The organism is Acidiferrobacterales bacterium (genome assembly GCA_028820695.1).
Lineage (GTDB): Bacteria > Pseudomonadota > Gammaproteobacteria > Arenicellales > JAJDZL01 > JAJDZL01.
This window is the reverse complement of sequence record JAPPIB010000057.1, coordinates 18,893-38,203: the sequence shown is the minus strand read 5'-3', so window position 1 is coordinate 38,203 and position 19,311 is coordinate 18,893. Positions and strand designations below refer to the sequence as shown.

The window sequence follows — 19,311 nt, the reverse complement described above, 5'->3', positions numbered from 1 at the left end:
AGCGGTACCTATGTCCAATCCTCATCATCTGAGTTGCGCACAATTGCGCGCCTGACGAGCGTCAGGAACTCAGTTCGCTCAATCTGTTCCGCCCCCATACTGCTCAGGAGCGAGGTCTTGATCTGACAGTCAATCAGCACAAAATTCCACTCGCGTAATTTTGCGACAAGATGACACAGCGCAACCTTTGACGCATCAGTCCGGGTGGAAAACATGCTCTCACCGAAAAATACCTTTCCCAGGCTGACACCGTACAGGCCGCCGACAAGCTGTCCGTCGTGCCAGGTTTCCACCGAGTGTGCATGGCCGAGTCTGCTGAGCTCGCAATAAGCGTCGATCATTGCGTTGGTAATCCAGGTAGAGACTCTTTCCTCACCCGGTCGCAGAGTAGTCGCACAGTTTCGAATAACAGCTTCAAAATCCTTATTGATTGTAACTGAATAGCCTCGGTTGCGGATACTCTTGCGCAGACTCCGAGATACCTTGAACCGCTCCGGAAAAACCACCAGACGCGGATCGGGACTCCACCAGAAAATGAGCTCATCGTTGCTGAACCAGGGGAATATCCCGCGACTGTAGGCCATCAGCAGTCTTTCGACTGAGAGGTCGCCACCAACCGCAACCGGGCTGAACTGATCGCCGGGCGAGTCGAGCTCCGGGAAGCCAGGATTGCGCAGATCGGGAGATAGGACGGTGATCAATTCTTGTCCTCCATGATCTTCGCATACGGAGAGAAGTCAAAAAGATGTTCCTGACGTACATCCAGGCTATGTGATTCCTCAATGGTGTAGTGACGAATCGCGTCGGAAAACTGCGTATTGTTGAACATGTGTGCGGAATAGCACGCTTGCGGCAAAAATCCCCGGCTCAGCTTGTGTGCGCCCTGAACACCGGCGTGACATTGCCTGAATCCGTTCTCGATACAGTATTCAATGGCAGAGTAATAGCAAATTTCGAAGTGCAGATTGGACACCGGTTGCAATGTGCCCCAGTAACGTCCGTAGAGTGTTCCGCCGCCCTGGTAGAACAGCCCGCTCGCCAGCGGTCGATTGTCCCGCTCAGCTAAGACGAGCAGCAGATTTTCCGGCATGGATTCCCGGATCATCTGGAAGAACTCGCGGTTCAGGTATCGAAACGAATCATATTTACGGGTGGTGGCGTAATAGCAAAGGTGAAAGGAGTACCAATGGTAGTCCTCCATTTCGGTACCCGGAATCACCTTGATCTGTATACCCTCCTCTCGGACGGACTTTCTCTCATGCCTGATTTTCTTTCGCTTTCTGCTCGACAGGGTCGACAGAAAGTCATCCATTGAACCATAGCTGTTGTTTGTCCAGACAAAACTGATGTTACTGCGCCGCGGAATCAGATCCCTGGTGGTGAAATAATCAAGCTCATCCTGATTCAGGAACAGCAGATGCAACGAAGACAGATCAGGGTCGCTGGCTTCGTTCAGGCAGGAGTCGGTGAGCTGGCTGCGCACCTCGTCGACCGGAGAGTCAGGTGCTGCAAGCAGTTTCGGGGCGGGCAGACCGGTGAACGGCGATATCGATACCAATTTCGGATAGTACTGCAGGCCATGACGAAAATACGCGTTCTCCCACTGCCAATCGAATATAAACTCGCCCCATGAGTGATATTTCCGGTATAGCGGCAACGCGCCCGCCACAGGCGAATCGGGAACGTCCGGTTTTCGTAATACAATATGCATCGGGCACCATCCTGTTTCCTCCGATACGCATCCCGACTGTTCCATCGCGTTGAGGAATTCGTGGCGAAGAAATGGACTATCCGACGGCACACACCGATTCCATTCATAGGCACTGACCTGATTGATTGACTGGATGATTTCCTGCTTGAACAATTCTTTTTCGATACCGCTGCAAGTTGTTGGATGACGCACCGCTTTCCACGTAATTCACGATCGAACCGAGATAAAAGTATATCTGATGGCTTCAGAATTTGGCGTAGCGTTAGCCCAGTTGAATCTTGTCGTCGGTGATCTTCAGGGCAATCGGGACCGGGTGATCGCCGCTGCCATCGATGCCCGCGACCGGCTGAACTGCCGGTATGCCGTTTTCCCGGAATTGACCGTCTGTGGCTACCCGCCAGAGGACCTGCTGCTCCGCAATCGTTTCATCGATGATTGTGAGGCGACCTTGCAGACGCTGACCGATGCGGTACCGGGAATCGCCTTGTGTGTCGGACATCCCCATCGCGAGTCGGGTGCACTGTTCAATGCAGCGACCATGATTGACGATGGCAGGCAACTTTGCACCTATCACAAGCAGCTGCTTCCGAACTATGGAGTTTTTGATGAGAAACGATACTTCAGCGCAGGTATCGCGCCTAAGGTACAGGAGATTGATGGGGTGCGGATCGGTCTGACGATCTGCGAGGATGTCTGGGAAGTCGGTCCGGTGGAACAGTCTGTCGCGCAAGGCGCGGATCTGATCTTCACCTTGAACGGATCGCCATTTGACGCGGCCAAGATTGCCTACCGGGAAAATGAGATTGTCCGCACCCGCGCCCGGAACAATAACGTCAGCATTGTCTACGTCAATCTCGTCGGCGGTCAGGATGAGCTGGTCTTTGACGGTGGTTCCCTGGTCTGTGATGCCAGCGGCTCGGTTGTCGTCAGAGCAGCCCACTTCGAGGAGGCAGTGGTGCGCTCAACTTTTACCGCAAGGGGTCCGATCACGCCGATTGCACATACAGTTGCACCGATTCCGGACAATGTCCAGGGCGTCTACACTGCCATAAGGCTCGGGGTGGCGGACTACATCGGCAAAAACGGATTCAAAGGCGCTGTGCTGGGACTGTCGGGAGGGATCGATTCGGCACTCACGCTATGCATTGTCGCTGACGCGATCGGTCCAGACAATGTGGAAGCGGTCCTGATGCCCTCGAGATACACCGGTCAGGTCAGCATGGATGCAGCGATCGAACAGGCGAAAATGCTTGGTGTACCCTATTCGATCATCTCCATCGAGCCGATTTTTGAAGCGTTTCTGAATCAACTGACGACTGAATTCGAAGGGTTCGATTCAGACGTCACAGAGGAGAACATACAGGCCCGGTGCCGAGGCACGCTGCTGATGGCCATATCGAACAAGAAGAAAAAGATTCTGATCACCACGGGTAACAAGAGCGAAATGGCCGTGGGCTACGCCACTCTTTACGGAGACATGGCCGGCGGCTTCGCACCCATCAAGGATGTGCCGAAAATGCTGGTTTATGAACTGGCTCGATATCGCAATGAGCACATCGGTCATGTGATCCCCGAAATCGTCTTTGAACGCGCACCCACAGCCGAGCTGGCGGAAAATCAGCGCGATACCGATTCATTGCCGGACTACGCGCTGCTTGATGCAATCCTGCAACAGTACATCGAGCAGGAACAGGATTCCGATCAGATCGCCAAATCAGGATTTGAGGCGGAAACAGTCCGTCGAATTGTCGGGATGGTCAAGCGCAATGAATACAAACGCAGACAGGCACCGCCCGGTGTACGGATTACCGAACTGGCATTCGGGCGCGACCGGCGTTACCCGATCACCAATCGCAGTTAGCGGAATACGCCAAGCAATAGAGGTTTGGTGCTGCGTTCCAAAATCTCCTGGTCCAGAACGATATGCTCGTTGCCGAGATATTTGCTGCCTGGGAAATTGTACGAAAGCACCCTGCGATTATCCGCCGCCAGCTCAGGCAACTCCAGTTGCTCGTACGCATAGATAAGAATCGCCAGCGCCTCTTCAGTATGCGGTGATGTCTCGTAGCGCAAAAGCACTTGCTTGACCCGGTTGATCGCGCCCACATAGGCATTGCGATACAGATAGAATCTCGCGATCCGCAGATCGTGGCGGGCAAATGCGTTGATCAGATTGACAAGTATCGTCCGTGAGGACTCCGCATATTCACTGAACGGAAACCGCTCGATCACCACGTTGAACGCCTCATAGGCCTCCCGTGCCGACTCCGCATCGTGATCGCTGAACTGCTCCTGCGTCTTGAAAAACCGCTCTCCGAGCCTTGGTGCCCGCAATGGGAGATGGGCCAGACCCTTGAGGTAATATGCGTAGTCGATGTGCGGATGCGTGGGGTGCAGGCTCAGGAACTCATCCACGCACGGGACAGCTTCATCCGAATTTTTCAGCTTGTAATGGGCGTAGCAGATTTCCAGTTCACCCTGCGTGGTGTAGGTACCGAACGGGTAAGCTGCACTGAGTGCCGTATAGCGTTCGATCGCGGTTTCGTAAGCACCTGAATTCAAGGAAGAATACGCGCGATCGTACATTTCCCGCTCGGAGCGTATCCTATCTTTGTCCTTACCGCCGCAACCCGCGATAATGAGCGAGGTCAGTGCTGCCAGAACAAGGATGATTCGATTGAGCTTCATGAACTTCCCACAATTTTCGGTCAGGTATTGCTGATATGCACAGCATGGTCTGGAACCTGCGCTGATATCGTCATTGCAACGACGGCATCGCAATTGGCGGTATCATTATACAAAGTGAAATTTGTCGATTGCTCAATAACAATCTCCCCTGAAATCTCGTTAGACAAGTCAAAAGCAAGAAAAGCCCTGCCGGTATAATAGGTTTCATAACTTTACACGAGTATAGAAAACAGACGCTATATTCCACTACACATCCTTAGATTGTTACTTATGTGCGCATATTTCATTTCTGCAGATTGGAGCAAAGATCCAACAAAACGATCAGTATACGTTGCAGATATAGATAAGAAATCGATTCAGAAGAAGAATCCAAAGACCGAGTATTGGAACCTTAAAGCATTGCTGGATCTCGCGAATTCTCTTCGGGGAAGCGGTCCCGTGCTGATCGGAGTCGACGTAGTACTAGGCGTTTCAGACGGATACTGGCGCATGGTTCGTGAAAAAAGTGAACGCCACAAACCCAAGAATTTCGTGGATTGGTTAAGTCGTATTGACCCCGACAGTGACTTCTTTCACATTAACACAGATTCGAGAGAGTGGCATGTCGATCGACCTTGGTTTCGTGTACCAAAGGGCGAAGGAGGACTTAGGTCATTCACAGATCTAGTGTGTGATGGGTTTCGTCGTTGTATTGATCGCGCAACAAACGCAAAGCCAGTTTTTGCCGTCAGTGGAATTCCAGGTGTCGTTGGTGGAGCAACCCGATGCTTCTGGCGCGAATTGATTCCAGCCCTCACCTGCGGCGATCGAGAATTTACAATTTGGCCATTCGAAAACGACCTGTCTGGTCTTCTCCACCAAGACAGTATTTTCCTATGTGAAACGTATCCCGGTATCGCCTATGCCACTGCGTTGGCGGAGGCGGACGAACTTCCCACACGCAGGCTTATCGTGTCTAAAACCAAACGAGAACAACGAAATGAAGTCTGTGAACTCCTTAAAGAAGCCAATTGGGTTAAAGATAACGAAATTGAACTTGGCGAACTTGAGGCACTGGTCAAGAACGATGATGACTTCGATGCTCACCTTACGGCCGCTGCTGCCATGCGCTGCGTTATTGAAAAAAGGCGTCTGACTAGTCGGGGCTGGATTGACGAAATTGCGGAGGGATCAATGCTCTTGGTTGGGACGGTCAACCTAGCCCAAAGGGGTCGTCGCTTCCAACCATAAAAAGAGTGTTAGTCAAAATCTTCTGGAAATATCCTATTCTGTCCAATTCCCGGTTGTCAAAAACAATTCTGCGGGTCGCTGAGAGGTTGGGATGCACATGTAGCCTCGTTCCTCATGCTTCCTTGCTGGCTCTCGGCCGCGAACCGACACTACGTTTGAATTTCCCCATTGCTGAGGTTCAACAACTTGGACATCGAGCTATCCGTACCTGATCAATATCGCGGTTACAGACTGGATAAGGCACTTGCCCTGCTCCTGCCGGATTATTCGAGAACAACGATCCAGTCGTGGCTGGACGCCGGCAGGATTCTGTTGGATGAGGACACCCCATCGCGTCGGAAGATTGTTTCCGGCGGTGAGCGGCTTCGGGTTGAAATCCCCCAACCTGAGCGCCACGACTGGCTGGCCGAGGACATTCCGCTTGACATCGTGTTTGAAGATGATCATCTGCTTGTGATCGACAAGGCCCCGGGCATGGTGGTCCATCCTGGCGCTGGAAACCAGTGCGGCACTCTTCTGAACGCGCTGATCAGTCATGCAGATTCGCTGAGCGCTCTGCCGCGGGCCGGCATCGTCCATCGTCTCGACAAGAACACATCCGGGCTGCTCGTTGTCGCGAAGACCGAGACTGCACGACTCGCGCTCGTCAAGCAATTCAAGAATCGACTCGCCAAACGTCAATACCTCGCTATTGTCGATGGCAGACTGATTTCGGGCGGAACGATTGATGCACCCATAGGCCGGCATCCGCGCAACCGAAAGAAAATGACTGCGGGGCTGGGCAAAGACGCGATCAGTCACTATAGAATCGTCTCGCGCTACCGGATGCACACTTTGCTGCGGGTATCGCTTGACACCGGGCGAACCCATCAGATACGCGTGCATTTCCAGCACATGGGGCATCCCCTGGTCGGCGACCCGGAATACGGAACCAGGACAAAAATTCCAGCCGCTGCGGACGAGACGCTGGTGGCAACGCTGAAAGGTTTCCGCCGTCAGGCACTGCATGCCGAGACGCTGAGTGTCAACCACCCTGCATCCAATGAACAACTGAAGTGGCATGCGGGTGTACCTGAGGACATGCGGGTGCTGCTTGTTGCCCTGAAGCGAGACTCGGTGCAACCTGCGATACAGTCAGGCTATTCAAAGAGTTGAATCTTGAACAATATTGAACTGCCGCGATGAATCCGGGCGAGACATCGACAGTTGATCAGTTCCGGTTGCCTGCTCCCGACGGTCAGCGCTGCCTTGCCTGAGCGGTCGGCTGATTGCGAATCACCGACTCACAAGTCGTCTTGAGATGACAAAGACACGACTGTCGGTAGATAAAAATAGAAAGACCGCTCGAAGCTGCTGCTTCGAGCGGTCCTATCTGAATCAGCTGATTGTCAGACGGTTATGCGTTGGGGTGAATGGTCGTCAATCCGAGATTCTCCCAATTCTGCATGCCACCCCGATACCACTTGATCTTGTGCGCGGGATAACCCAGTCGCAACAGATTCTTGATGTTGTTCGGTGACTGACCGCACCACATTCCATTGCAGAACATGACCGCAGTGCGGCAGTTGGAAAAATCAAACAATCCCTCGCTCTCGGTTACGTTGAACACCGACTCAAGAATTTCTGCGATTTCCAGCGGTGTCGCGCCCTTCGCAGGATTCAGGTTGGTCCACGGAACATTCATGGCAGTGGGGATGGTGCCCCGCTCAACCCAGTCAGGCGTACGCGAATCAATAACGATAATGTCCTCATTACCGTCATTCATGTCCTTCGCCAATGCAATCAATTCGACTTCTGCGATGGTTTCCACACCAACGGCAAGACTTGATGGCTGAATGCAAAACGGCGGGCAGGGACGTGATGTCTTCGCAAACGCGGGATTCACTGTTGCATTGTTATCCTGATTGCGCTCAATCGAGACGGTTGAGCCATTTATGTCAAAGGGCACCGACATGATATCCGGTGTAATCCCTACAGGTTTGGAGTCAGCCGACCCGACCAACGGTATTGTCACGAGTGAAATAACGCCAATCAATAAAATGCAGATTTTTCGCATGATCATTTACCTCTGTTCATCTATTCAGGACGTCACCGTCCCGCGTTTGGAAAAGTTATAGCTCATTTCTGTCCAGCGGTTTTCAATTTCTGGCTACCGAAGGACTGGGCATTCCTATGCTGAATTATTGTAATTTCGCCGGTATTATGCAAGTTTTTATTTCAACCGCATTTTGCGGCCGGCACGGTGATGCAACTGAACCACTGCGGCGGCAATTGGTCGAAAGCCATGCAATACCGGATTTTTGCTGATTCGGGCCCGTCATTGGGCTAGCTCCGAAGCGCCGTGATCAGGAAAGACGAGACAGCCCGTTTCGTCTGCTTTCCCATCGTTAAAAAAATGCTTCGAAAACCTGTCTCGAGAAGCAGATTGTCAGTAATTAATTGTTCAACTTACCTGAATTATTTTCATATAATTTACTATATGAACGATACAGGCTGTCCTTTTTTAAGATACGGGGTGTAGCGATTCGTGAATGTCGTATTTCAACATTCCATAAATTTATGTTTTTGAGGTGATTTCACAATATGGATAATCAAATGAAATCCACTAGCCTACGCGGCGTATTACTTGCTCTTGTTGTGCTATTGACATTCAGCGTGTCAGGGTGTCAGCTTTTTCGGGCGATTTTTGGCTTTTCCCCTCCAGCAGAAGCTGAGATGATGACCATGGAGGAACCAAAGGAAGAAGTCATGGACGAAACTGAGGTTACAGTTGAACCGCTCATGGTTTCAGATGATATTCACGTTGTGTCGACTGGCGAAAATCTATGGAATATCGCTGGAATGTCATCAATTTACAATGACCCGTTCCGCTGGCCATTGATTTATGCCCGTAACAAGAGCATCGAAGATGCCGATCTGATCTTTCCCGGCCAGGAGTTGTCCATTCAACGTGACCTGAGTCGCGATATGATTGATGCAGCCGTCATGCACGCAAAGAATCGAGGTGCATGGTCAATCGGTGAAGTTGAGGCATCCGATACTGAGTATCGCGCGTCAACCATGTAATTCAACAGTTGGCTGAGGGGCAAGTCCATGCCCAAACCAACTGATTGAATCTGTGTTTGTCGCATTTGAACCAGATTATTTGGGAATCGGCGTCGTACGGTCGGCTATCTGACCGTATCCGCCGATTTTCTGCATGCATCCGGTCGTAACAATGTGCTTGTCGCTTGTCACGCTGGAGGTTCATCCAGACTGCAAATGACAGATTAGGACAGAGTGTCCGCACCGAGTCGGCTCTGGCAGCAGTCCATTCGGTTTTGTCTCCTGCACCCGGTCACCCATTTTTATTGCCTGAACATACAGGTTTGATGCGGAATAACTCACTGATCACCTTCATCCGATGCATCTGCGTCCTGGTGTTGGCGCTGACTGTGTCAGCGACGTCCGCCGCCAGTTCCGGATTGGACCTGGCTCAACAGCGAAAAGCTTATCTCGAAGCTGCCCGGCACCTGGATCAGGGCAGAATTTCCAAATGGCTGAAGATCAGGCCAGACCTGAAGTCCTACCCATTGTTCCCGTATCTTCGACTGAAGGAAATACGGGCGACACAATCCCAGTTCAGCAACAAGGAGATCTCACAGATCGTTTCTGAATTGCAGATCCCGATTCCTTCCAGTTTCGCCAACTGGTGGCTTAAGCGGCTCCGGCATCACGGAGACTGGGAACTTGTTATCAGACATTACGCTGACTCAAGCAACACCAAGACGCGGTGCTTGGCCGCCCACGCGATGATCCAACTGAAAAAACAGGATTCGTCGAATCCGGCCAGCGCATCGCTGGAACAGGCCATGCATAAACTATGGCTGGTCAACCGTTCGCAACCCGAACAGTGCGATATCGTCTTCAAATATGGATTCGATACCGGTATTATCGACGACCGGCTGATTTTTGAAAGAATGCTGCTCACCAAGTTACGCAACGACGGTCGTCTGACGGACTACCTCGCCGGATTGCTGAAGTCCAAACAGTACCAGCGCTGGGGAAAACATCTGAACGCAGTGCATAGACACCCCGAAAAGAACATCAGGAAGAATTTTTCCAAGTGGAGTGAATCGAAGCAGGGTCACGGGGTAATCAATCACGGAATGGTTCGGGTCGCCAGGGCTGATGTAGGTGATGCCGCCAAATTATGGCAGGAACTTCGCAAGATCGATTCAGCAGCGATCAAGACAATGTCACAGATTGAAAGGACAATCGCACTCAGGCTGGCTTGGGCGCAACATCAGGACAGCTTCGACTGGCTTCGGAATCTGCCCGCTGATGTGCACGACCGCGAGTCGTTGCGACTGATGGCCACGAGTGCCCTTGCAACAGAAAGTTGGAAGCAGGTCATGCAGACCGTTGATCTGATGCCCATCAAAGAGGCGAGTCGGTCGCAATGGAGGTATTGGAAGGCGCGCGCCCTGTATGAGACCGGCGATGAAGAGCTCGCCAATCCGATCTGGCTGGATCTATCGAGTGAGTACAGCTATTACGGGTTTCTCGCAGCCGATCAGCTGGGGTTGCCATACTCAATCCATCAACCTGTTCCATCCATTCATCTGAATCATTCCGCAGACGTTGCGATGCTGGAGCCTGCGATACTGCGTATTCGGGAGTGGCTGGTCATGAACAAGCCCTACTCAGCCAGACGGGAATTGAAACGGCTCAAGGCAGCCAGAAGGGACGATGCGGATTTCTGGTATCACACAGCGATCCAGTTTCATCTGTGGGGCTGGCATGACGGTGCGATCCAGTCCAGTTACCGGACTGATCGCGCACGACTGCAGATGAACGTCACGCATCCGTCGCCATATGCCCACATTGTTCGCAGGGAGTCTCTTCGGCATGGTATTCCAGAACCGTGGATCTACTCGATCATGCGACAGGAAAGCAATTTCATACGCGATATTCGTTCCGGACGCGGGGCAACAGGACTCATGCAGCTGATGCACTCGACCGCCCGCATGACAGCCAACAAGAGTGGACTGAAAAAACCGAGTGTGGGCGATCTTCAACGCGCCGAAGTGAATATTCGACTCGGCGTGGCTTATTTCAAACAGCTGCTCGACCAAGCCGACTACAAGACGATTCAAGCAATTGCGGGATATAACGCCGGTCCGCGAAGAGCGAAAAAGTGGCAAAATTCCTTTCGCGCGTCTGATCCCGCAATCTGGGTAGAGACGATCGTATTCGACGAGACACGAAATTACGTCAAGAACATTCTGGTCAATTTCGTTGTTTATGAGCAGATTCACAACTCGCAGAGTGCGCGGGTCAGAGATTACCTCCAGCTACCGGACATACAGCACGCCAGCTCGTCGGAATGATCGAAACCAGAAAGTTGGTCGTCTCGGGTCTGGTTCAGGGAGTCTGGTTTCGAAAGTTCGTACAGGATGTCGCCATTCATCATGGAATCAATGGCTGGGTACGAAATGCGGAAGATGGGACCGTTGAGGTCTTGGCCCAGGGGAGTCCGGAAAACTTGGAAAAGCTCGAATTGGAACTGTGGCGGGGAACCCTTCGATCGGATGTCCGATCGGTGCGTTGGGAACCTTCCCAGGAACCGGTGTGCGAGCGTTTTTCTGTTCGCTAGCGCACCCGACAACAGTGCCCGGTTACCCGAGCGGGGTGCGATGACGCCGTGAGAACATGATTGTCAGCCCGATTTTATCCGGTTGAGAATGTCGGTCGTCAGACCGTCGATGGGGAGATTGGTTGCCTGTTCGTCGGTACGGTGCTTGTACTCGATTTCACCATTTGCGGCATTGCGGTCTGAAACGACCAGTCGATGCGGAATGCCGAGCAGATCCATATCATTGAACTTCACACCTGCGCGGTCATCACGGTCGTCAAGCAACACTTCCACACCCGCACCAGTCAGCTGATCCTGAATCTGGTCCGACAACCTCGCGACACTGTCGGACTGGTGATAATTGATCGGGACGATACAGACTGCAAACGGAGCAATCGGTTCAGGCCAGATGATGCCGGCCTCATCGTGATTCTGCTCGATTGCCGCAGCTACGATACGCGATACACCGATTCCGTAGCACCCCATCCACATGATCGAATTGCGGCCATCAGCATCCAGGCAGGTGGCATCAAAGGCCTCGCTGTACTTCGTACCCAGCTGGAAGACATGACCGACTTCTATCCCGCGCTTGACGGTGAGAGTCTGCGCAGATGTTCCCGGGCATGGGTCACCCTCCACTGCCTTTCTCAAGTCAGCGAATTCCACATCGGACACATCCCGTTCCCAGTTGACGCCGACATGATGCTGTCCGCTTAAGTTCGCGCCACAGACAAAATCGGACATCGGCTGGACCGAATAGTCGGCAACAACCCGAATGTCCGAACCATCGGACTTCGAAGTGAGATTGACCGGACCGATCGAGCCGACTTCCGCGTTGACCGCTTCGCCGACCTGCTGCGGTGTCAGGAATTGAACCGGGACTGTCACACCCGCTATGTTCTCAGCTTTGAGCATGTTCAGTTCATGATCGCCTCTGACAACCAGTGCAACGGGTTGTTTCTCACCTTGCACAAGTAGAGTCTTGAGCGTTGAATCAGCGGTTATGTCCAGACTGTCGCACAATTGCTCAATTGTGCTCACACCAGGAGTCTCAATGGACTGAATTGGCCGGGTCGGTGGATTTCTCGCTGCGTCTGAAGGAGGCAGGGGAATCAATTCGATATTCGATGCAAACCCGGCTTCGGTGTTGACACCGATTCCGTCCTCACCTGAATCGGCCAGGACATGAAACTCATGAGACACACTTCCGCCAATGGCACCGGAGTCAGCCTCAACCGCGACATAGTCCAGTCCGAGACGGTCAAAAACCCGGCGGTACGCGTCGTACATCACACGATACGACTGTTCCATGCCTTTTTTGTCCACATCGAACGAATAGGCATCTTTCATCAGGAATTCCCTGCAACGCATCACTCCGAATCGCGGACGGATCTCGTCTCGGAATTTCCATTGCATCTGGTAGAAGTTTGCTGGAAGCTGACGATAACTGCGAACCTCATTGTTGATCAGCGTTGTGATCACTTCCTCGTGTGTGGGGCCTAGACAGAAATCTCGATCATGTCTGTCCGTGAAGCGCAGCAACTCGGGTCCGAAGAAGTCCCAGCGTTCGGATTCGCGCCAGATTTCTGCCGGTTGTACGGAAGGCATCAATACTTCCTGCGCACCGGCCCGGTTCATTTCTTCGCGGACAATGTTCTCCACTTTCTTCAACACCCGCAGTCCGGTGGGCAGCCAGTTGTAAATCCCGGCGGCCAGCTGGCGGATCATCCCGGCTCTCAGCATGAGCCGATGGCTGACAATCTCAACATCGGCGGGGACCTGTCGAACAGTCGCTAACAGATAATTTGATGTTTTCATGGTGTGGTCCTGTGCATTGTCGTCTACCAGCGATCCTTGTCCCATCGGTCGGGATTCGCCCAGTCCCTTGCGTTCAACCACTTGGGTACCGGCTTATAGAATTTGAGACTGAACTCGAACCACTTGGTGTCCTTGTTTCCGAATTGAGTCGGGTCAACCATCCGCATGCCTTGTGCCATCGCGTCTTTAGAAGAGAATGCAGTGTCCGGACCATCAGAAACAGCCACCCACAGCAACTTTGCGTGCAGATCGCGCAACCTGGCCACCAGTTGTTGCGCGGCATGACCGTCAAGTTGCAAAAATGTTGATTCCACTACTGCCGCAAAGTCGTATCGTTCAAGCTCGCGAGTTGATTTTTCGAGACTCTCGAACGCGACATGGGTCACTTGCAAATTTTCAGATTGACTTGCAAATTCCGCCAGAACCCGGGATAACTTCGGGGCAACGATCAGAACCGATTCCGGTGGATCCGACTTGAGCCGCTGCAATAGAATCTGTTCAACCTGCGAACTCACTCCCGACCAGCCGCCGTCTGGATTTCAAATATTCGAGCCGTGGTTCCGGATATTGTCACTCAACGATGCTGAGTTTGCCGTTTTGAGATTGTTTTACTCCGGAGATTCTCGCATAGGCTGAGTGATTGTGAATGGATTCAAAATTCTCTGACTCAACGGTATAGGCAACGACCCTGTCATCCTCGATCAGCTTACCGGCGATGTCACGTACCATGTCCTCGACAAACTTGGGATTGTCATATGCCTGTTCTGTAACAAATTTCTCATCCGGACGTTTCAGCAAGCCGTATAGCTGGGAACTTGCGTTGTCTTCCGCCAATTCAATCAATTCCTCAAGCCAGACAAAGCCATCGGTACGAACTGTGATTGTGACATGTGAGCGTTGGTTGTGCGCTCCGTAGTCGGAAATCTCCTTCGAACACGGGCACAGGCTGGTAACAGGCACCACAACGCTTGTCGTGATGTTCACCTCATCCTTGTTGAGATCGCCGTATAGCGTGGCCTCATAGTCAACAAGACTCTTCACAGCCGTCACCGGTGCCGCCTTTTCCAGGAAATACGGAAATGTCATTTCAATCCGGCTGGTTTCCGAATCCAGCTTGTCGGCCACCTGCTTTACGATGTCCCGAAATGACTGGATCGAGATTACGTTGTCGTGATCATTGAGCACTTCGATAAATCGCGACATGTGAGTCCCCTTGAAATTGTGCGGGAGACCGACGTACATGTTGAATGTCGCAATGGTGTATTGCTCTCCGTGACTGCGATCGCGCACCTTGACCGGATGGCGAATCGCCCTGATTCCGACCTGATCGATTGCCAGTTGCCGCGTATCTGCCTTCGACTGAATATCGGGGATTGGCTTCCCCTCAAGTTCTGTCGGAACTGGAATAATTTCGGGTAAATTCATTTTCTGGCATACTCCTTGATATCCTGACCCCTGATCGCCTCAACCTGTCGAATGATTGCATCGGCGTCCATTCCGTGCTCAGCAAAAACCAACTTGGGCACACCGTGATCGACATGCTCGTCAGGCATTCCTAAATTGACTGTTCTTGTGAGAATGCCATACTTGGCCAGCACCTCATTCACCGCGGAGCCTGCTCCACCCAGAACAACGTGCTCCTCAGTAGTTACGATTAAATCATGAGACTCTGACATACGCAACACAATTTCTTCGTCGATCGGTTTCACAAATCTCATGTTGACCACCGTCGCATCCAGTTCCTCAGCAGCCTGCATGGCATGAATCAGCATGCTGCCGAATGACAGGATTGCCGTACCATGGCCTTCACGCACCACCACCGCCTTGCCGATCTCGAGTTGCGTCATTTCCTCTTCCTGCTCAACGCCGACGCCGGCACCTCTGGGATAGCGTACGGAACTGGGTCCTTCATGCAGGTATGCCGTGTACAGCATATTGCGGCATTCGCGCTCATCACATGGCGCCATGACGACCATGTTTGGAATGCATCGCATATACGCGAAATCGTATGCACCGGCATGGGTGGCACCGTCGCCGCCGACATAACCCGCCCGATCGAGTGCGAATGTAACGTCCAAATTCTGCACGCAGACATCATGGATCAGCTGATCGTAGGCACGTTGGAGAAATGTCGAATAGATTGCCACCACCGGCTTCATGCCTTCACAGGACAGTCCCGCCGCGAAGGTCACCGAATGCTGTTCCGCTATGCCCACATCGAAATAGCGGTCCGGGAATCGTTTCTCAAATTCCACCAGACCCGAACCTTCCCGCATGGCAGGTGTTATACCCACCAGCCTTTCGTCCTTCTCCGCCATGTCGCACAGCCACTTGCTGAACACCTGGGTATAGGAAACCGCTCCGCCACTGGATTTCTTTTCAATCTTTCCAGTTGCCAGATTAAAAGGTACCACACCGTGATAGACCAGGGGGTCTGCCTCCGCGGGATCAAATCCCTTGCCTTTTTGCGTAACGATATGCAAAAACCTCGGTCCCTTGATGCGTTGCATATTCCTGATCGTTCGCTGGAGTATCCTGATGTCGTGCCCGTCAATCGGTCCGACGTAGTAAAACCCGAGTTCCTCAAACAGTGAGCTGGGGAGAAACATGCCCTTGGTATGCGTCTCGACCCGACTGGACAGCTCCTTGACCGGTGGCACCGTACTCAATACGGCCATACTGCCCTCGCGGACGGTCATGAATGTCTTGCCGGACAGCACGCGCGCGAGGTAGTTGGAAACCGCACCGACGTTCGGTGAGATGGACATCTCATTGTCATTGAGAATCACAAGCAGATTGGTGTCCGACGTGCCCGCGTTGTTCAAGGCCTCGTAGGCGAGTCCTGCGGTCATGGCGCCATCACCGATAACGGCTACGACATTGCGGTCCTCTCCCTTGGCCTGAGCCGCTTTCGCCATCCCGAATGCTGCTGATATGGACGTGCTTGAGTGGCCTGCGCCAAAACAGTCATATTCGCTTTCGTCACGTTTGAGAAATCCGCTGATTCCGTCGTGTTGTCGAATCGTATGCATCTGCTCGCGACGTCCTGTCAGAATCTTGTGTGGATAGGCCTGGTGTCCGATATCCCAGACCAACCTGTCATGGGGTGTGTCATACAGGTAATGCAGAACGACAGTCAGCTCGACAGCGCCCAGACCCGGTGCGAGATGCCCCCCGGTCTTGGATGTCACCTCAATCAGATACTCCCGCAATTGGTCCGCTACATCGACCAGCCTGTCCGATGGTAACTTTCTGAGGTCCGCCGGTGATTCGATGCTCCTGAGCAGATCATACCGGCTCATGTTGATCTGGCTGTCTGGACCAGAATCTTCTTTCTGTGTCGTATCCATCACTTGCCTCCCTGATCAATATTTGCGCTCGACCACAAAGTTCGCAGCCTGAACCAGATTGCTCGAGTCGGTGCCATTCAATCGCTGCAGCGCGGAAATGGCCTGGTCCCGGAAGCCGACGGCCTTGTCAAGGAGATTCTCCCCCAAGTGTTCCCCGTCAAGGTGGTCATCCACGTACTGGAATGCCAGGCCGACAGCTTCTCCGTATTCGCACAACGCCTCGTAGTCGCGCGCATCAAGATCATCGCACATCAGAGCGCCCAACTTGACGGCGCCCTGTATCAGTTTCGCGGTCTTCAGCTGAAAGACCGTATGCAGATCAATACTGCCGTCCGAATCCGTCAACTCTATGTCCAACACCTGACCTCCAATCATTCCAGTCGAGCCGGCAGCTTCCGCTAAAGCCGCAACCAACTGTCCGGTCTTATGCTGAAAGTGTACCAAACTTTCATCCTTCGCGAGTATCTCCATAGCCAGACTGTGCAGCGCATCGCCGACCAGAACGCCCATTGCCTCACCGTATACTGCGTGACACGAGAGTTTCCCCCGTCGGAAGTCATCGTCGTCCATGCATGGGAGATCATCGTGCACCAGCGAAAACGCATGCACGCATTCCACAGCAACTGCTGAGGGAAGCAGGAGTTCAGTTTCGACGCCGAGCATCTCTCCGGTCATGATCGCCAAAGTTGCACGGAACCTTTTCCCTCCGTTCAATGTGGCATAGCGCATCGCCTCATGCAAAGACTGAGGCGGCAGATCAACCGGCGGCAGACGCGCGTCAAGTGCCTGCTCGGTGAGCTTCCGGCAGCGAGTCCAGTCCTGCTTGAATGGCATCAGTCCGATTTTTGGGGTGAAAATGGTGCGACGTCGTCCTCGCCGTTCTTTGCAGTCAGGACTTCCACACGTTGCTGCGCTTGTTCCAATTTGCGCTGGCACTGGCGAATCAGGCTGATTCCGCGCTCGAACTCGTCGAGCGACTTCTCCAACGACTGGTCACCGCTCTCCATTGCGGCGACGATCGTCTGCAGTTCCGCCAGCGACTCTTCAAATGACCGCGTATCGGCGTCCGACTCTGCTGAGCGTTCGATATCCTTGCCTTCCATCGATCATTCCTCTCAATATCGGTTCGAAAATGACTTCAAAACTGGAAATCCTGCATTGAGTGATGGATCCAGTCCGGTATCCTGCGTGAATCCGATGCGGTGAATCCGATTTTCCCATTATAAATGATGAATCGTCCCGGATTGTAGCGGGCAGTCGTCAGTTCTTCCGGGGGTAGATGCCGGTTCGGCCACCTTGGTTTGCACGCGTGCGCTGAACCTGTCTGCGGCAGTGCGTGCTGAGGTTGATCCCGACTGCCGTCAGTCAGACAGTTGGCCCATTCCCTCTCGCGTTTCGGCAAGTATCAATTCGACAACGTGCTGAAGCGCCTCTTCAGGGGTATCGCCCTCAAGCAGCCGCAACCTGTATAGATCAATCTGGCGGTCTGCGCTGGTACCTTCGCGCACGATCTTCTGCGCGCGACGTATCTCGGCCTCGCAATCCAATGCACGGGCATCGTCTGCAAGCTCCTCAATCAACTCAGCGACCAGGTCCTCGATGTCAATCCGACCGCCTTCAACCGATTGGGCGCCAAAGAAAGCGAACACGCCGTAGCGCTGTGCAACCCAGCGATTTTCGGCGATCAGTTCTGTGAGTGGTTCTTCCGGAAGCTCGCCCTCGCGCTGAAGTCGTGAGAGTCGTCGGATCAGGCAGGCATACAGTGCAGCGATGGTTACGGTGTCCTCAATGCGCGGACACACATCGCAGATGCGCAATTCAACGGTTGGATAGGCATGGGACGGGCGGATGTCCCACCAAAGATCGCCACCGGTTTCGGCAAACCCCATTTTCTGGTACTCGCTCAGAAGACGGTCATAGTCACTGCGAGATTTCATCGCACTCGGCAACCCGGTGCGCGGCAGGCCGCCGACCAATGTCAGTCGGTAGGACTTAAAGCCCGTATCGCGTCCCTCGATGAACGGTGAAGATGTTGACAGCGCATGCAGCAACGGCAGATAGCGCCGCAAAGCGGTCATCACCTGAATTCTTGATTCCTCATCGCCAAAACCCGCATGAATATGCATTCCCCCGATGACAAATCTTCGCAACCCTTCCTGAAAGATCATGGCGTAACGCTGGTAGCGATCCCCTTTGGTCACAGCCCGTTCCGCCAGTTTCGCAAAAGGATGGGTCGAGGCCGCCAAAGCCCTCAATCCGTACTGCTCTGCCGCTTCGATCACGATCCTGCGGGTTTCATGCATCGCTTTGCGAACATGCGCGATAGAACTGCAAACCTCTGTGTTGGTCTCTATCTGCGCGCGTAGAAACTCGCGAACCACCTTATGCGGACCGCTGTTGTCCTCGCAGACATCAAATATCCTCTGGTCCGGATTGTCGATCAGGTTTCCGGATTCCGGCTCGACCAGAAACATCTCCTCCTCGACACCCAGGGTGATTGTCGTATCTTCACTCATATCAACAATTATCCGTTTACAGTCCAATCCGACATGTCAACCCGGCGAAACCAGCACACGGTGCGAAGGGCGTATCCCCCAGCGGCCACCCGACTGTGCCCAACATCGTTCGATGCCGGCAAACTCCCTCATGGACAGCAATTATCAAGATTACCAGACTTGTACAAGCCAATATCAAAGTCGTTATTCTATCACTTGGACAGGCTTGACAGGACACCGCGATTCTCATTTCGAAAGGTTGCGCATGAGCCGGGTTTTTGCCCATCGGCAATGACTTTGTGAAGCAGGCCCGACGCTGCGGCACGCGGCAACAGTCACAGGCCCTTCGAACCGACGCAAAACCGTTTGGTCGACGGCTGACATCTCAACCCCGACACTTTG

General features: G+C 53.0%; 17 protein-coding genes. 6 read left to right on the top strand and 11 right to left on the bottom strand.

All coding sequences use genetic code 11. The features are described 5' to 3' along the window. Positions 1–8: 8 nt before the first annotated feature. Together aat and OXI60_12040 are read right to left on the bottom strand one after the other, a co-directional pair. Positions 9–701, bottom strand: coding sequence for a leucyl/phenylalanyl-tRNA--protein transferase (gene aat, locus OXI60_12045; GenBank protein ID MDE0310543.1), 693 nt, complete (start codon positions 699–701; stop codon positions 9–11). Then, the gene (locus OXI60_12040) at positions 698–1,864 is read right to left on the bottom strand and encodes a GNAT family N-acetyltransferase (protein ID MDE0310542.1); all 1,167 of its coding nucleotides are present in this window, start codon (positions 1,862–1,864) and stop codon (positions 698–700) included. Before OXI60_12040 ends, aat begins: the two co-directional genes overlap by 4 nt. A gap of 85 nt (positions 1,865–1,949) precedes the next feature. On the opposite strand from OXI60_12040, the gene OXI60_12035 reads away from it, so the two are divergent. Then, positions 1,950–3,572, top strand: a complete 1,623-nt coding sequence (locus OXI60_12035; protein MDE0310541.1) for an NAD+ synthase — start codon at positions 1,950–1,952, stop codon at positions 3,570–3,572. On the opposite strand, the gene OXI60_12030 is transcribed toward OXI60_12035, so the two are convergent. Then, entirely contained in the window at positions 3,569–4,399 is an 831-nt protein-coding gene (locus OXI60_12030) for an outer membrane protein assembly factor BamD (protein MDE0310540.1), read from the bottom strand. The genes OXI60_12035 and OXI60_12030 overlap by 4 nt on opposite strands. A gap of 270 nt (positions 4,400–4,669) precedes the next feature. Between OXI60_12030 and OXI60_12025 the strand changes: the two genes are divergently transcribed. Together OXI60_12025 and rluD are read left to right on the top strand one after the other, a co-directional pair. Beyond that, on the top strand, positions 4,670–5,629 hold the full coding sequence (locus OXI60_12025) for a DUF429 domain-containing protein (GenBank protein ID MDE0310539.1): 960 nt from the start codon (positions 4,670–4,672) through the stop codon (positions 5,627–5,629). A 186-nt stretch (positions 5,630–5,815) separates the two neighbouring features. Beyond that, positions 5,816–6,784 carry a 23S rRNA pseudouridine(1911/1915/1917) synthase RluD gene (gene rluD, locus OXI60_12020; protein ID MDE0310538.1) on the top strand — a complete coding sequence of 323 codons (969 nt, stop codon included), beginning with the start codon at positions 5,816–5,818 and terminating at the stop codon, positions 6,782–6,784. Positions 6,785–7,025: 241 nt separating this feature from the next. Here rluD and OXI60_12015 read toward each other — a convergent pair whose 3' ends face one another. Further along, on the bottom strand, positions 7,026–7,643 hold the full coding sequence (locus OXI60_12015) for a rhodanese-like domain-containing protein (GenBank protein ID MDE0310537.1): 618 nt from the start codon (positions 7,641–7,643) through the stop codon (positions 7,026–7,028). Positions 7,644–8,224: 581 nt separating this feature from the next. On the opposite strand from OXI60_12015, the gene OXI60_12010 reads away from it, so the two are divergent. The 3 genes from OXI60_12010 (at position 8,225) to OXI60_12000 (ending at position 11,267) form a co-directional block, all read left to right on the top strand. Continuing rightward, positions 8,225–8,695, top strand: coding sequence for a LysM peptidoglycan-binding domain-containing protein (locus OXI60_12010; GenBank protein ID MDE0310536.1), 471 nt, complete (start codon positions 8,225–8,227; stop codon positions 8,693–8,695). 305 nt (positions 8,696–9,000) lie between these two features. Further along, complete coding sequence (locus OXI60_12005; protein ID MDE0310535.1) at positions 9,001–11,001, top strand: transglycosylase SLT domain-containing protein; 2,001 nt, start codon at positions 9,001–9,003, stop codon at positions 10,999–11,001. Then, positions 10,998–11,267 carry an acylphosphatase gene (locus OXI60_12000; protein MDE0310534.1) on the top strand — a complete coding sequence of 90 codons (270 nt, stop codon included), beginning with the start codon at positions 10,998–11,000 and terminating at the stop codon, positions 11,265–11,267. Before OXI60_12005 ends, OXI60_12000 begins: the two co-directional genes overlap by 4 nt. Positions 11,268–11,330: 63 nt before the next feature. On the opposite strand, the gene OXI60_11995 is transcribed toward OXI60_12000, so the two are convergent. The 7 genes from OXI60_11995 to OXI60_11965 form a co-directional block, all read right to left on the bottom strand. Beyond that, entirely contained in the window at positions 11,331–13,109 is a 1,779-nt protein-coding gene (locus OXI60_11995; protein ID MDE0310533.1) for a proline--tRNA ligase, read from the bottom strand. Then, positions 13,088–13,579 (bottom strand): DUF6231 family protein, encoded by a 492-nt coding sequence (locus OXI60_11990; GenBank protein MDE0310532.1) that lies wholly within the window; start codon positions 13,577–13,579, stop codon positions 13,088–13,090. The genes OXI60_11995 and OXI60_11990 overlap by 22 nt, the downstream gene beginning before the upstream one ends. Positions 13,580–13,634: 55 nt before the next feature. Beyond that, positions 13,635–14,489, bottom strand: coding sequence for a GTP cyclohydrolase FolE2 (gene folE2 / locus OXI60_11985; GenBank protein ID MDE0310531.1), 855 nt, complete (start codon positions 14,487–14,489; stop codon positions 13,635–13,637). Continuing rightward, positions 14,486–16,414 (bottom strand): 1-deoxy-D-xylulose-5-phosphate synthase, encoded by a 1,929-nt coding sequence (gene dxs, locus OXI60_11980; protein ID MDE0310530.1) that lies wholly within the window; start codon positions 16,412–16,414, stop codon positions 14,486–14,488. Before dxs ends, folE2 begins: the two co-directional genes overlap by 4 nt. 15 nt (positions 16,415–16,429) lie before the next feature. Beyond that, entirely contained in the window at positions 16,430–17,248 is an 819-nt protein-coding gene (locus OXI60_11975) for a polyprenyl synthetase family protein (GenBank protein MDE0310529.1), read from the bottom strand. Continuing rightward, the gene (locus OXI60_11970) at positions 17,248–17,517 is read right to left on the bottom strand and encodes an exodeoxyribonuclease VII small subunit (GenBank protein ID MDE0310528.1); all 270 of its coding nucleotides are present in this window, start codon (positions 17,515–17,517) and stop codon (positions 17,248–17,250) included. Before OXI60_11970 ends, OXI60_11975 begins: the two co-directional genes overlap by 1 nt. A 258-nt stretch (positions 17,518–17,775) precedes the next feature. After that, entirely contained in the window at positions 17,776–18,930 is a 1,155-nt protein-coding gene (locus tag OXI60_11965) for a carboxylate-amine ligase (protein MDE0310527.1), read from the bottom strand. Positions 18,931–19,311: the final 381 nt, after the last annotated feature.